A 13,190-nucleotide genomic window follows, 5' to 3' on the forward strand; every position below is an offset into this window, starting at 1 on the left:
CGCTAGCGTCCAGCGCCAACCGGAAGGAGGTGCCGGCCCGTGTCCCACCCCGCTCCCTCCCCCCACCGCAAGCCGCGCACCCGATTACGCCCGAGCGCCCCGGCGGCCGCCGCGGGCCGACTGGGCGTCGTCACCACCGCCGCCGTCGCCGCGCTGGGGCTGATCCCCCAGCAACTGGCCCTCGCCGCCCCTGCCGCCCCCGCCGCCCCCGCCACCCCTGCCGTCCCGGCCCCGCGGCCCTCCGTGGAGGAGGTGCGCTCGCGGGTGGACGCGCTCCAGCGGCAGGCCGGGACCGCCACCCAGGAGTACGACGCGGCCGCCGAGCGGGTGGCCGTACAGCGGGCGAAGCTGGTCGCGCTGATGGACCAGGTCGCCCGCAACACGCAGCGGCTGAACGAGACCCGGCGCCTCCTGGGCAGCCTCGCGGCGGCCCAGTACCGGGGCGCCGGTCCCCTGGGCGGCGCCGCCACGCTGCTGCTCGGCTCCGATCCGCAGGGCTTCTTCACCCAGGAGCACCTGATGTCCCGGCTCGGGGACCGCGGCGAGCGCCTCCTGGCGGACGCGCGGCAGCAGCAGCTGGACACCTCCAAGAGAAGGGCGGAAGCGGCCGGGGCGCTGAGCGAAGTGGAGTCCTCGCAGGCGGAGCTGCGCCAGCGCAAACAGGCGGTGCAAGGCCGGCTGGCCGAGGCGAACGCCCTGCTCACGGGGCTGACCCGGGCGGAGCGGACCCGGCTCGCGGAGCTGGAGGCGGGCGCGGGGGCCGCTGCCCCGGGCGGCCCGCTGCCCGCGGACGCACCGGCCTCGGCGCACGGCGCGCGGGCGGTCGCCTTCGCCCGGGCCCAGCTGGGCAAGCCGTACGTCTGGGGGGCCACCGGACCCGGCTCCTACGACTGCTCGGGGCTGACCCAGGCCGCCTGGCGCGCGGCGGGCATCGACCTGCCGCGCACCACGTGGGACCAGGTCGAGGCGGGCCCGCGGATCGCGACGGCCGACCTGCGCCCCGGTGACCTGGTCTTCTTCTACGACGACATCAGCCACGTCGGGCTGTACATCGGCGGCGGCCGGATGATCCACGCCCCGCGCCCCGGGGCGTACGTCCGCGAGGACTCGATCCACTACCAGCCGATGTACGGGAGCGTCCGACCCGGCTAGGGGGTGTCTGAGGGGTCATCGGGCGGCCACGAACGGTCGTCGGAGGACAATCGGAATCAGTGTGGATCAGCTCCGGGCAGTTCGGATCATCTCGACATCTTCCCGTTACCTCCAGGTTTAGCGTCCTCCCCCAAGACCCGCACGACGGATCAGCAGGGAAGGACGTGAGGCCCCCGTGGCCAGTCATCGAAAGCCCAGGCAGCGCCCGCTCCTCTCCGGCGGCGCCCTCCGCACCGCCGCCACCCTCGCCCTGGCGGGCGCTGCCACCGCCACCGCCTACGAAGGCACCTCGCAGGCCGACCCCCAGCCCACCCCGGACCAGGTCAAGGCCCAGGTGGACCGGCTCTACGAGGAGGCCGAGGCGGCGACGGAGCAGTACAACGGGGCGAAGGAGAAGGCGGAGGCCGCGCAGAAGTCGCTGACCGAGCTGCGCGACGAGACGGCCCGCAAGACCGACCGGTTGAACAGCGCGCGCGGCGCCCTCGGCTCGCTCGCCGCCTCGCAGTACCGCAGCGGGAGCCTGGGCACCGCCGTCCAGCTCGCGCTCGCCGACGACCCGCAGGACTACCTCGACCGGGCCGCCTTCATCACGCGGGCCGGCGACCGCACCGCCTCGGAGGTGGCCTCCGTACGCCGTCAGCTCGACGAGGTCGGGCGGCTGCGCGACAAGGCGGCGGGCCGGCTCTCGGAGCTGCGCGCCCGCGAGAGCGAACTCTCCGACCGCAAGTCCGTGATCGAGGGCAAGCTCGACGCCGCGAAGCAGCTGCTGGCCAAGCTCACGGCCGAGGAGCGCGCGCGGTACGAGGCCCAGGGCGCGGGACCCGCCACCGGCGCGGGCTCCGCCACGGCCCCGGCGGCCGCGCCGCCCGGCGACGGTTCGCGCGCGGCCAAGGCGGTGGCCTTCGCCTACGGGGCGCTCGGCAAGCCGTACGTCTGGGGGGCCACCGGGCCCGGCTCCTTCGACTGCTCGGGGCTGACCCAGGCGGCCTGGAAGGCGGCCGGGGTCTCCCTGCCCCGCACCACCTACACCCAGATCAATGCCGGCCACCGGGTCTCCCGCGACCAGCTCGCCCCGGGTGACCTGGTGTTCTTCTACTCCGGGATCAGTCACGTCGGCATGTACATCGGCAACGGCCAGATGATCCACGCCCCGCACCCCGGCGCCCCGGTCCGGATCGCCCCGATCGCCTCGATGCCCTGGGCCGGCGCCTCCCGCCCGGTATGAGCGCGGGGCGCGGGCAAGGAGCTGAGTGCCAGGTCCCATCCCGAACCACCACCTCAGCCCGTCTTAAGCCACGTACACGTCGCCGATGACCCCGAAGATCTTCCCTTCAAGGTCGGTGCTCCGGGCCCGGCCGCCGATGCCGTCCGCAGGCCGGAACCCCGGTTTCCCAGGCTTGCATCAAAGGACTTAAGACATCATCAGCTGCACGGCCTCGCACCGGGCCTGCTGGTCCATTCCGCACGACGGCCATCAGCGGGCGCACTGACTTAACTACCGTTCTCCGGGCACATCTCCCAGCCAAACTCTGCGACCCATCTCGTCCAGCTCCTCTTTCAGGCGCTCGCACTCCGGGATCGCCCGGCGCAGCAGTCGCCAGTACTCAGGTCCATGCCCGCCCACCCGGATGTGCGCCAGTTCGTGAGCGATCACGTAGTCGACGAGCTGCGCGGGCAGCTGAAATACCGCCCAATGCAGGGCCATCTGACCGTTGTCCGTGTCACCTGGCCGATAGGTACCCCAGCGGCGTCCCACATCTCGCACTCTTACTTCCGGTTCCGCAACATCCATGCGCGCTGCCCAGGGCTGAAGCCGCCCCTGCGCCCAGCTCAGCCCCACCCTGCAATACCAGGCCGTGACGGCACGCCGGGCCAGCTGAATGTCCGCAGCCGTGGCCCTGTCCAACCGCAGCCGCCCGGCGGACAGGCGGACCAGTACACCGGGTTCGTCCACCAGCAGTAGCCGGTACTCGCGCCCCAGGTATCGGTACGTCTCACCATCGATGAAGCCACGGGTTGGGTGGACTGGCTTCAGCTGGTTGCGCAGCCACAACTTGCCTTCGATCCACAGTCGGCTGCCCCGCACGAACGCCTCGGCCCGATCCCTTTCGCAGGCCAGCGGTGCCCTCAGGGTCAGGGAGCCATCCCGCTCGACCGTCAGCCCCAGCTTCGAGCGCCGGGAGCTCACCCGCACCCGCAGCACCCGGCCGTCGACGGTCAGCTCCTGCCCGTCGTTCAGCGGTGGCGGGGCAGAAGTCATCGGCAGGAGCGAATCAGGCACCCCCCTATTGTCCCCGCCCTTCCGAGCGGAAGGCGGCGGCGTGCTGCTGTGCGAACCCGGCGAGTGAATTTGACAGGATCGTCAGCTGCGGTAGCCCGCCATTCTTGGGCCGGATCCGCTCCTTCTTCAGGAAGTTCCAGATCTGCACTTGCAGGTCGTCCAGGCTCGTCTCCTGCTCCGCCCAGGAAGCGCGCGACACGTGTGCCGAGATCAGGTCGGAGAGGCCCACAGCCAGGGTGCGCAGGACCGCCTGGTCGGGCACGTCAAAGGCCGGGTGCGCGGTCAGCTGGTCGGAGAGCTTCGCGTACAGCCTCCGCTCCGTCGAGGTCAGGTCCGACACGGCTGGATCGGCCCGCTCCGCCTGCCGGGCACGCTCGATGAGCGGGCCGAGCTCCCGCTTGATGTCCTCCCAGCGGCCTTCGAACTCGTCCAGGACCCTCTGTAGATCCTCCGAGAGCGTGCGGTACACCGGGCGCTCGTCCGCTTCGAGGCGTTCCTGAAGGTGGTAGCGCAATGCCTGCACCTGCTCGGCAGCCGACTCGCGCACGTTCGGGACGCGTCCCACGATCTCGTCGAAGTCGGGATCGAGAATCGAAACGGGCGCGATGGCCTGCGTGATCTCGGGCAGTGTCAGATGTTCGGCGATCAGAGCCCGTACCTTGCGCCCGTAGCCGCGCATCGAGAAGGATCCGTCGGCCTCGTCGCGATAGTGCCTGCGCACACGCTGCTGAAGCTGGGTCCAGCGGCGGGCATACGGCACCAGCTCAAGAGCATCCTCATGCGGCAGTACGCGTTCCATGGCGTCAAGGAACTCTCCGAGGAGGCGGTCGTACTCGGCCCGCTCCATCGGGTCGTGCAGTGCCAGCATCGCGCGCGCCATGCGTCCGGGCCCGTCCAGCCCGCCAGTGCCCAGCTGCTTGAGGAACCGCCGCAGGTGCGTCGCCGCTCCGTGCATCGCGGGTACTTCCGAGGACAGAGTCCGCACCCCGGCGAGCACAGGCGGATCTCCGCGGTACGCGGCAAGGGTGACGCCGAGGTTGTCGAGTACCCCGTAGTAGTCCACGACTCGGCCCTCGCGCTTGAGGCGAGCCGGCCGGTTGACACGGGCCACCGCCTGGAGCAGCTCGGCGTCCTGGATCGGTCGGTCCAGGTACAGCGCCTGTTCGATCGGGGCGTCGAAACCCGTCAGCAGCATCGACTTCACGATCAGGAAGGCAATGGGCGGCTTCTCCACGGCGGCGTCGACGGTGGCGTCGCTCCACGGATTCAAGCCGACAGTGCCACCCGGCAACGGATCGGTCTCCACCGGGTGCGCGATCACCCACGGATTGTCCGGCGGCAGCTCGGGAAACGGCTCCAGGAACCGCTCGATGTGCTCCTCCTGGAACTTCGCATCGGTCCATTCCCGCCATGCGCCACTCTTGCGTTCGTCGCCCTCCGAGATCACCGGTACGAAGTCCATGCGACGCAGGACTTCCTGGTACTGCCAGGCGCGCAGCAGGAGGAGCTCATCCTGCGTGTACTCCTCCGGCTTCTTGCCGCGCAGCGCTTCGGGGTCGAACTCGTCGCGCACCCGGGCGAGCAAATCGGCGCGCACGTCACGGAGAGCGGCCCGGTAGTACACGGCCGCACGTCGGCTGACGGCTGCGATCTGGGCCTTGAAGCCGCCAGTGAGCGGCCCTCGCACGTAGTGCGCGAGCATGTCCGCGGCCTTCGCCCGGATCATGGGGAAGGACTCGGCGACGTCCCGGCTCGTGGGCTTGGTTCCCTTGCGGGCCTTGTCCTGGTGCTCTTCGGGGGCAGAGGCGATGAGGTCCTCGAAGGTTTCATTCATCCCCTCCTTCCCCATGATCTCAGCGGGTCCAGTGCGCCCTTCGTAGCGGACGGGGACAACGACCTTGTCCTTCTCCGCCTCCGTCATCCGGTAGGAATCGAGGAAGGTGTTTCCGGGCTCCAGACCGAAGATCCGGCCCGTGTCGGTCAGCTTGCCCTTCATGATCGGCGTACCGGTGAATCCGATCCGCGCGGCGTTCGGAACGGCATCCCGCAGGCAGGCATGCAACACAGAGGTGTGCGAACGGTGCGCCTCGTCGACCAGCACCAGGACGTGGGGGTCGGTGCTGCACTCCGTGAACCTCCGTCTGACCGCCTCGGTGGTGGCTTCGTCCGGTGTCGGGTCGGCGATCTCCTGCGGGTCCTCGCCCGCGGCGATGCGGTCCTGCGTGCGGCGCATCTCCTCTTCGAAGTCCCGGTCGTCGCCGTCCGACTCGCCGATGAGCCCGGGTACCCGGCCCAGATATTTCTGGATCATCGCGAAGATCACGGCCCGGCCACCGGGCTTGCCGGCCCGTTGCAGCATCCCCTCCACGTCGGTCTGTGACTTGGCGATCCGAATCGGGCTGCCGCTGACCTGAACGGCAGCCGAGAGCTGCCGCTGGAGCTGCTTGCGGTCGGTCACGACGAGGAGAGTGAAGCGGTTCAGCTCCCGGTCGCGGCTCATGTGCAGCCGCCGGGCCAGGAAGGACATGGTGAGGCTCTTCCCAGAGCCTTGGGTGTGCCAGATGACACCGCCGCGCTCGTCGTCCTCGGCGCCGGCCTCACCGCGCTTGCGGGCGGTCCGCAGCTTACGGACGATCTTCTCGACCGCCCGGTACTGCTGGTGCCGACAGACCGCCTTGACGGTGAGCGGGGGCTCGCCCTCCTTGGTCTTGACGGGGAGTTCGAAAACGTAGTGCCGGATGATGTTCAGCAGGTTGCGGGGCTTGAGGACGGTCGCGATCAGCTTGTGCTGCCCGGTGAGCTTGACGCCGCCCCGCAGGAGTCTGCCGGCCTCCAACTCGGCTCGCAGAGCGCCTTCGTCGGGGTAGTCCGGTTCCACGCTGCGCCAGACCGCGTAGTGCTCTTCGGCGGAGGAGATCGTGCCGAGCGCGGCGGTGGTGCCGCTGGCGGCGATCAATAGCTGGGCCGGGGCGAACAACTCCGGTACGCCGCTGCGGATCTGCGCCGCCGGCCGCCCGTCGGTGTCCAGCGGCTGCCCGGCGTACATGCGCAGGTCCCGAACGGCATCGCCTATGGCGTCCTTGCGCTCCGGGCTCTTGCACTCGACGACGGCGACGGGGATTCCGTTGACGAACAGCACCAGGTCGAGGACGGCGTCCTTGCCGTCGGCCTTGCGGACGCGGAACTGGTCGACGACGAGAAACTGATTCCGCGCCAGGATCTCTTCGTCCTCCGACCCCTCCCACTCCCAGTCGACGTACTGGACGAGGAAGTCCTTGTTGCCCGGCCCGTCCATCCGGATGCCGCGCAGCAACAGAGCGGTCGCGTCCCCATTGGCCTTGAGCAACGACTGCGCGGCCACGCTCCGGGCGGCCCGCCGCATGTCGTCGACGGCCTGTTCTGCCTCTGTGCCCGTCATCCACGGGTCGTTGGTCCCCGGCAGCCGGTTCACCCGCTGCAAGGCGGCGGTAAGGCGCTTGGTCAGGAGTACGTCGCCGGGGTACGTGCGCTCGTCGGCGTCGAGATCGGGGCCGTGTACGTGCTCCCAGCCCATCGCCTTGAGCTGCGCGATGAAGGGCAGCTCAACCTCGTCCCGCTCGACCGCGCTCCGTACCATCCCCCGCGCCCCTCTGACCCTGAACCGTGCAGCTGATCATCCGTCTGCCTATTCTGCGCCAGGAGGTCAAGGGGGGAGCCAGGTCAGGCCAAGGGCCCAGGTGAGGGCCGGGTAGATTTTGTGGCCTTTGGCGGCTTTTAAGGGTGGCTCAGGCGGGGAACTCCCCGCCTTTCACTGCATCGACGAACGAGGACCAGCTGTCCGACGGGAACAGCAGGGCAGGGCCGTGGGGGGTCTTGGAGTCCCGGACAGGGACGCCGGAGGGGTGGCCGTCCAAGACTTCGATGCAGCTACCCGCTTCGTTTCCGCTGTAAGACGACTTGCGCCAGCCACCCAGCTCGGAAGCGTCCGGGGTGATGTACTCAGCCATGGTGTCCGAATTCCTTCGCTGTCGCCCGCATCAGGGCAAGTGACTCTTTCAGTGGCAGTGCGTCGCCTAGTGCGAGATCGTAGGCGCCCTGGAGCTGCTCGACCACGGCCGGAGAGTCATGCACCTTGCCCATGCGCAGACCTTCGGCATAGGCCGCCGGGGGCTGATCCTCAAACCACATCAGCGTCAGCATGCTCTGCATCAGTGGGTGACCCCCCAGTCCGAACGGCACCACATGCACACGAATGCGCTCCCCCTCCGCCAGGCGGACGATGTGCGTGATCTGCTCGGCCATGACATCCGGGCCGCCGATCGGGCGACGTAACACTGCCTCGTCCAGCAGCGCCCACACTACGGGCATCACCGGGTCGGCGAGGATCTTCGAGCGCTCAAGCCGTGTGACAACGGTCCTGTCACGCTCCTCCTCACTCACAGGAGGGAAGCCAATACGCAGAACCGCACGCGCGTACCTTTCCGTCTGCAGAATGCCCGGGACGAAGGACAGAGCGAACTCACGGATCATCGTCGCCTGTTGTTCGAGTTGGCGCGCCGGCTCGAAGTAGTCAGCAACCGCCACATCGTCATGCGGCAGAAAGCTAGTAAGCACGTTTCCCGTGTTCAGCGCCTTGTCCAAGCGGCGCGCGTCCTCTTTTGACGGCACCCGCCGGCCCGCCTCGATATGCGCAATGTGCGAACGGGTCATGACCGCAGCAACGGCCAGCTGCTGCTGCGTCAGCCCCGCCGCTTCCCGCTGAGCCCTCAGCCAGTCACCGTAGGTATTGCTCATGGCCAACTCCCTTGTGACAAAAGCTTTGTCACCTTGCACCCACTAGCGAGCCTAACTCGCACCGTCTCAGTCTGTGAGTGGATCGCTACACAGCGAAGGGATGGGGTGGTGGTCGCAGCGCCGGGGAGAGTCCTGCTTGGACGCCCGAGTGCTTGGCCCATCCATCAGGCGCTCGCGTGGCCTGTGGCGCTGCCCCGTCCCTGCACCTACCACCGGGACCACACGTATAGAACCCCCACGACCGCGCGAACGGCCCGGGGCATGGCCAACCTGAGGAAAGCAGATCGACGTGAACCACCGTATCGCCCGAGTCTTCGAGCCGTTCCTGAGGCTGTTCCTGCCCACACGCCGATGGCCGCGGGCTGCCGCTTCACCGATCACTGCGTACGTTCCTGCGGCGCCGAAGGCTACGGCGCGGCCTGGCATCCACACCCTGCTGGCCGCCCCAGGCGAGGTTTCCCCTCTCGCAGGGGCGCATCTCGGTGCGTACCACTTCCATCTCCGCGAGGAAGAACGGCTGCGCCGCCAGCGGCGGCGGAACCTGTGGTTCGCCACGTACGGAATCGACCTCGACACCCGCAACATCCACAGGATGGGGGTCGCCTGATGGACGCGAACTGCACCGCCCGGTTGCTCCCCTGGACCAGCCCTGAAGGCAAGCCCTGCTATCTGGTGGGCGACGGCGCCGGACCTGTCTCCCGCCTGGCCGACAGCATGGAGGCGGAGCAGCTCGACATGGCTGCCGATCTCCTGGACGAGGCGCAGTGCGTGCTCGCCGAGCTCAAGTGGACACCGGGAGAACTCCATCTCCTGGCGGTCCAGCTGACCGAGTCCCTCGGTGCCGTCCACCGCGTCGCGGAAAGCCGGGGCACACGCCTACCAGATCCCGCCTACGACACCGACGAGGCCGAAATTCCTCTTCGCCTGCCGCCCGGCAAGCGCCGAGGTGATTGACCGACTCCGGGACAAGCCATGCGGGCCGAGCTCACTCTCCTGGAAGGAAGTTGAGAGCTCGGCCCGGGAGATCACCCGCGCTGCGACTGAGTGCCCGCACCCGCCAGCAGGTCGTCGGCTAGACCGAGCTTCATTTGCCGGAGCTTCACGAGCTCCTCTTCCTCTTGGCGAATGCGGTCATCACACGCGACGAGGGATGCCACGATCCTGCGCTGGTCTTCCAACGCAATCGGCAAGTCGATTTCAAGCTCGCGAAGTTTGGTCGGATTGACGTTCACTTGCTGGACTGCAACCGTTGAAATCGCTTTCACACGTTGACGGACGAGCGGATGCTGAAACCACTCAACCAGATACTCGGGCATAACCCGCCGGAGGTCCGGGTTCAGGCGAACCAAGTAGGAAGCAAACGTCGCCCGTGGTAGTTCACCCCGCCACATGGCTGTTTTGCCGACGTGATCGATGCTGTTCGTCCGGTTGAACAGCACATCTCCGTGACGCAGCTCAAGCCTGTCCGGAACCGAGATCGGAGAGTATCGAAGGTCACCGACCTCAATTCGCGCGTCACGAATATTATTCATGCGCAAAACTGGAACGCCACCGGGTTCACCGATCAGCGCGTAGGAGATTCCATAGTCCGTAGTCGGCACGACCTCTTTGAGCGAAATTCGCTCCCACCCCTTTCGGGGGCAACTTGACCTATCCAACGCCATAGAGTTGAGCAAGACCCCTCGCCGCACAGCCTTGAGTTTCGAAATCGTCAACTCGATGCAACTCTCCGCCGCCGACACAATGTCGAGCACTTCGATAATGCGGCGCTGCTGCGGCAGAGATTTCTCCGGGACCAAGAATGCCCGAAGATCCGCCTGGGAAATTTTGAACTGTCCGCTCGTACTGCGCATAGACGCTTCCACTTGCTGCCTGAACCTACGGGAGCTAATCAGCACCCCGAGAAATTCCGGGTCAATCTTCAACGGATCCGGCAAGAGCCTGTAGATGAGATCCGGCAATAGCAGCTTCTGGCGAGTATCGGGCACTACGCAGCCCACACCAACCAATGCTCGCGAACCATTCGCTCGCGCGATGAGGACGTCTTTAGGCGCAATTTCCAGATGCGTGCGCGGAGCAGCTCCCTCAGGGAGGCGTTTCGCGTTATCAGGTTTGAATTTTCCCGACGTGATAGCCCCCAAGCTGAGCACCCCCCACTCCGCCGATCCGGGAGCCTGCGGCTCGCAGGTTGGACTCCATCCAGCCTCAACACGCTTGAGGAGGGAAGAAAGCGGAACAAGAGGAGTGGATTCAATTCGCATACCGAAGCTCCTTCAGTACACCATCCAGATACTCGGCAGCCTTATTGCGCCTGGCCTCAATATCCCGCATCGATTCCGCGTATTTGTCCACCCACCCATGGATCGAGGCCACCAACTCGCGCCGATTGCGCGCCAGGTGGCCATCCAATTTACCTGTCAAATCCGCCTGCAGGATACCGAGGACAGCGCCCTCCTCAGCCACCGCGCCCATAGATCGACGCACACGCACAAGGCGAGGTTCGTTCTCCTCGGCTTCAGCATTGCCCGGCAGCAGAAGGAACTCCTGAACGGCGCCCGGCTCGGCCTTGGCCGGCTCCGCCGGCTTCGGTTTGCGCGTGGATTCGATCGGCCAGAAATCGTCCTCCAGGTCGGTAACGACCTTGCCCGCCGCCGTGCGTTCCTTCTTCAGCTTCGCCAGGTCCTTCGGAGCCAGGACCGCCTTCACCAGCTCCGCATCCACCTCCGCGTCCTCGTCGCCCGACGCAGCCGCTAGTAGCGCCGCCCCGAGTGCCGCCTTCGCCTCTTCCGCCGCCTTCACCCGCGCGTCGAAGTCCGCCTTGACCCGGTCCGCCTCCGCCAGTTCCTCCAGGAAGTCGGGGGCGATGGCGGCGACCACCTTGTGGTCGTACGCCTGGCGGCGTTCCGCCGCCGAGCGTTTGCGGCTGCCGCCCGTGCTCGGGTTCGGTTCCGGCGCGAGCATCGTCTTGACCATCTCGACCCAGCCATCGATGACCCCGCCGAAGCCGGTCACCGAAAGCGCCATCAGGTCGTACTTCGCCTCGTGCCACCAGCCGGCGACGGCGCCCGCCAGTGCATACCGGTCCAGGAGGCCAACCTCAAGGAGCCGGGTACGGAATGAGTTGATCAAGTCGGCCCGAAGCCTGGCCAGTTGGGCCTTGTGTTCGCCCTCCGTGCGGTCATCGCCTTCGGCCGGTGCCAGCAGGGCGATCTGGTCTGTTTCTGACCGCCACCAATCCTCGAAGGCCTTCCACAGCACCGCCTCCCGCTTGGCCGCCAGCTCCGTCAGCCGCGCCGCGTCCGGCCGCTCGCCCTCCGGCAAGAAGTCGACGTACTCCGGGTCGCCCTCCCGCGGCGCGAACAGTTCCAGCGCGTTCACCCCGTACGCGTCTAGCAGCGCCTTCTTCGCCTCGATCTCCGCGACCGGCACGCCACCCATCAGGTGGGCCCGCACGTCCTGCGGCTCCGGCGGCGGGGTGTTGTCCACGTACCGGCGGATGTTCAGGTTGTCCGCGTTCTGCGCCAGCTCCGACCGGTCGACGACCTTCGCGAAGCCCTCGACGTCCGCGTACGCGTGAAACGTGGAGACGATCTTCTCGACGTGCTCCGGCAGCAGCATGCTCTGCGCGCGCACCGCGTGGTACTCCCGGTCGGCATTGATGAAGAGCACCTTGCCCCGCCGCCCCTGCGGCTTGTGGCCCGGCGCCCGCAGCACGATCACACACGCCGGGATGCCGGTCCCGTAGAAGAGGTTCGGAGCGAGGCCGATCACGGCCTCGATCAGGTCCGCGTCCAGCAACGCTGTACGGATCCGCTGCTCGCCGCCGCCCCGGAAGAGCACGCCGTGCGGCATGACGGTGAAGACCGAGCCGCCCTTTGCCCGCACCATGTCCAGCATGTGCTGGAGGAACATCAGGTCGGCCTTGCCCTTCTCGGGCGCCTCCCCGTACGGCATCCGCGAATTCTGGTTCGGTACATCGACCTGCTTGTAGTCCATGGAGAAGGGTGGATTGCTGAGCACCAGGTCGAAGTTGCCCTCCGGGTGCAGCGGATTCGTGAGGGTGTCGCCGGTCTTGAGCGAGAAGGACTTGGCTCCGTGGAAGAGCATGTTCATCGTGGCCATGACCCAGGAGCCACTGTTGGCGTCCTGGCCGGCGAGGAACAGGTTCCCGGAGTCGCCACCGTGCTCGTCGATGTACTCCTTGGCATGGATCAGCATGCCGCCCGATCCCACACACGGGTCGTAGATTCGCATTCCGGCCGTCGGCCGGGCCAGCTCGACCATCATCCGAACGACCGCACGCGGGGTATAGAACTCGCCGCCCTTGCTGCCGGCAGTGTCCGCGAAGTCCTTGATCAGGTACTCGTACGCGGCACCGATCATGTCCGGGAACTCGAAGTCCTCGCCACGCATCCGGATGCTGCCGAAGTGCTCGATCAGCGCCGCCAGCCGCTTGTCCGCCAGGTCCGCCGCGGACCTGCCGCCGCCTCCGCCCCCGCCGATGCGGTTGAAGTTGACGTGGCTGAAGAGGCCGCGCAGCTCGCCGTTGCCCTCCTGGTTCTCCAGCTCGTTGAGGGCGGGCTGGAGGAAGTGCGTCGCGACCTCGTCCACCGCACCGGCGAGCCGCTCCCAACGGGCCGCCTCCGGTACGTACAGGACTCCGCGCAGCCGGTAGTTCTGGTACGCCTCCGCCTCGTCCTGGACGTCCTCCTCCGAGGCACCCGCCGCCCGCTCCTCAGCGATGATCACGTCACGCGCGGCCTCGAACTCGTCGTTGACGCGCTTCAGGAACAGCAGCACGAAGATGAAGTCGCGATACTCCGCCGCGTCCATCGTGCCGCGCAGAATGTCCGCGGCCGCGAATAGGTGGCGTTCCAATTGCGCGAGCGTCAGCTTGGCCACGTAGGGCACTCCCTCTGCGTCTGGCTAGTCCGGTTGCACCGGGAAGCCTACGGCCTCGGGAGATACAGGGGTGACCCTGTGC

Annotated in this window: 10 protein-coding genes; 4 read left to right on the forward strand and 6 right to left on the reverse strand. The window is 67.5% G+C overall.

From position 1 onward, the window contains the following. The first annotated feature begins 39 nt into the window (after positions 1-39). Both ACIQWR_RS22765 and ACIQWR_RS22770 read left to right on the forward strand, forming a co-directional pair. Positions 40-1,152: an NlpC/P60 family protein gene (locus ACIQWR_RS22765; RefSeq protein WP_404012403.1), complete on the forward strand. Its 1,113-nt coding sequence runs from the start codon at positions 40-42 to the stop codon at positions 1,150-1,152. A 175-nt stretch (positions 1,153-1,327) separates the two neighbouring features. Next, positions 1,328-2,377 carry an NlpC/P60 family protein gene (locus ACIQWR_RS22770; RefSeq protein WP_404012405.1) on the forward strand — a complete coding sequence of 350 codons (1,050 nt, stop codon included), beginning with the start codon at positions 1,328-1,330 and terminating at the stop codon, positions 2,375-2,377. Between the two features lie 270 nt (positions 2,378-2,647). Here ACIQWR_RS22770 and ACIQWR_RS22775 read toward each other — a convergent pair whose 3' ends face one another. From ACIQWR_RS22775 to ACIQWR_RS22790, 4 genes are all read right to left on the reverse strand, one after another. Continuing rightward, positions 2,648-3,433, reverse strand: a complete 786-nt coding sequence (locus tag ACIQWR_RS22775) for a M48 family metallopeptidase (protein ID WP_404012408.1) — start codon at positions 3,431-3,433, stop codon at positions 2,648-2,650. Positions 3,434-3,437: 4 nt separating this feature from the next. Then, positions 3,438-7,049, reverse strand: coding sequence for a type I restriction endonuclease subunit R (locus ACIQWR_RS22780; RefSeq protein WP_404012411.1), 3,612 nt, complete (start codon positions 7,047-7,049; stop codon positions 3,438-3,440). A 148-nt stretch (positions 7,050-7,197) separates the two neighbouring features. Next, positions 7,198-7,419, reverse strand: a complete 222-nt coding sequence (locus ACIQWR_RS22785; protein WP_404012414.1) for a DUF397 domain-containing protein — start codon at positions 7,417-7,419, stop codon at positions 7,198-7,200. Further along, positions 7,412-8,206: a Scr1 family TA system antitoxin-like transcriptional regulator gene (locus tag ACIQWR_RS22790; protein ID WP_404012417.1), complete on the reverse strand. Its 795-nt coding sequence runs from the start codon at positions 8,204-8,206 to the stop codon at positions 7,412-7,414. Before ACIQWR_RS22790 ends, ACIQWR_RS22785 begins: the two co-directional genes overlap by 8 nt. Before the next feature lie 289 nt (positions 8,207-8,495). Between ACIQWR_RS22790 and ACIQWR_RS22795 the strand changes: the two genes are divergently transcribed. Further along, complete coding sequence (locus ACIQWR_RS22795; RefSeq protein ID WP_404012419.1) at positions 8,496-8,813, forward strand: hypothetical protein; 318 nt, start codon at positions 8,496-8,498, stop codon at positions 8,811-8,813. After that, positions 8,813-9,160 carry a hypothetical protein gene (locus ACIQWR_RS22800; RefSeq protein ID WP_404012422.1) on the forward strand — a complete coding sequence of 116 codons (348 nt, stop codon included), beginning with the start codon at positions 8,813-8,815 and terminating at the stop codon, positions 9,158-9,160. Before ACIQWR_RS22795 ends, ACIQWR_RS22800 begins: the two co-directional genes overlap by 1 nt. 71 nt (positions 9,161-9,231) lie before the next feature. Here ACIQWR_RS22800 and ACIQWR_RS22805 read toward each other — a convergent pair whose 3' ends face one another. After that, a complete protein-coding gene (locus ACIQWR_RS22805) occupies positions 9,232-10,467 on the reverse strand; it encodes a restriction endonuclease subunit S (protein ID WP_404012424.1) in 1,236 nt (411 codons plus the stop codon). Further along, a complete protein-coding gene (locus ACIQWR_RS22810) occupies positions 10,457-13,108 on the reverse strand; it encodes an N-6 DNA methylase (RefSeq protein WP_404012426.1) in 2,652 nt (883 codons plus the stop codon). Before ACIQWR_RS22810 ends, ACIQWR_RS22805 begins: the two co-directional genes overlap by 11 nt. Positions 13,109-13,190 lie beyond the last annotated feature (82 nt).

Origin of the sequence: Streptomyces sp. NPDC098789 (assembly GCF_044759975.1) — a bacterium.
GTDB lineage: Bacteria > Actinomycetota > Actinomycetes > Streptomycetales > Streptomycetaceae > Streptomyces.

What these genes read in the sequence shown, in the direction of transcription:
- ACIQWR_RS22805 (WP_404012424.1), bottom strand. Translation starts at nt 10,467, where the DNA reads ATGCGAATTGAATCCACTCCTCTTGTTCCGCTTTCTTCCCTCCTCAAG.
- ACIQWR_RS22785 (WP_404012414.1), bottom strand. Translation starts at nt 7,419, where the DNA reads ATGGCTGAGTACATCACCCCGGACGCTTCCGAGCTGGGTGGCTGGCGC.
- ACIQWR_RS22800 (WP_404012422.1), top strand. Translation starts at nt 8,813, where the DNA reads ATGGACGCGAACTGCACCGCCCGGTTGCTCCCCTGGACCAGCCCTGAA.
- ACIQWR_RS22780 (WP_404012411.1), bottom strand. Translation starts at nt 7,049, where the DNA reads ATGGTACGGAGCGCGGTCGAGCGGGACGAGGTTGAGCTGCCCTTCATC.
- ACIQWR_RS22790 (WP_404012417.1), bottom strand. Translation starts at nt 8,206, where the DNA reads ATGAGCAATACCTACGGTGACTGGCTGAGGGCTCAGCGGGAAGCGGCG.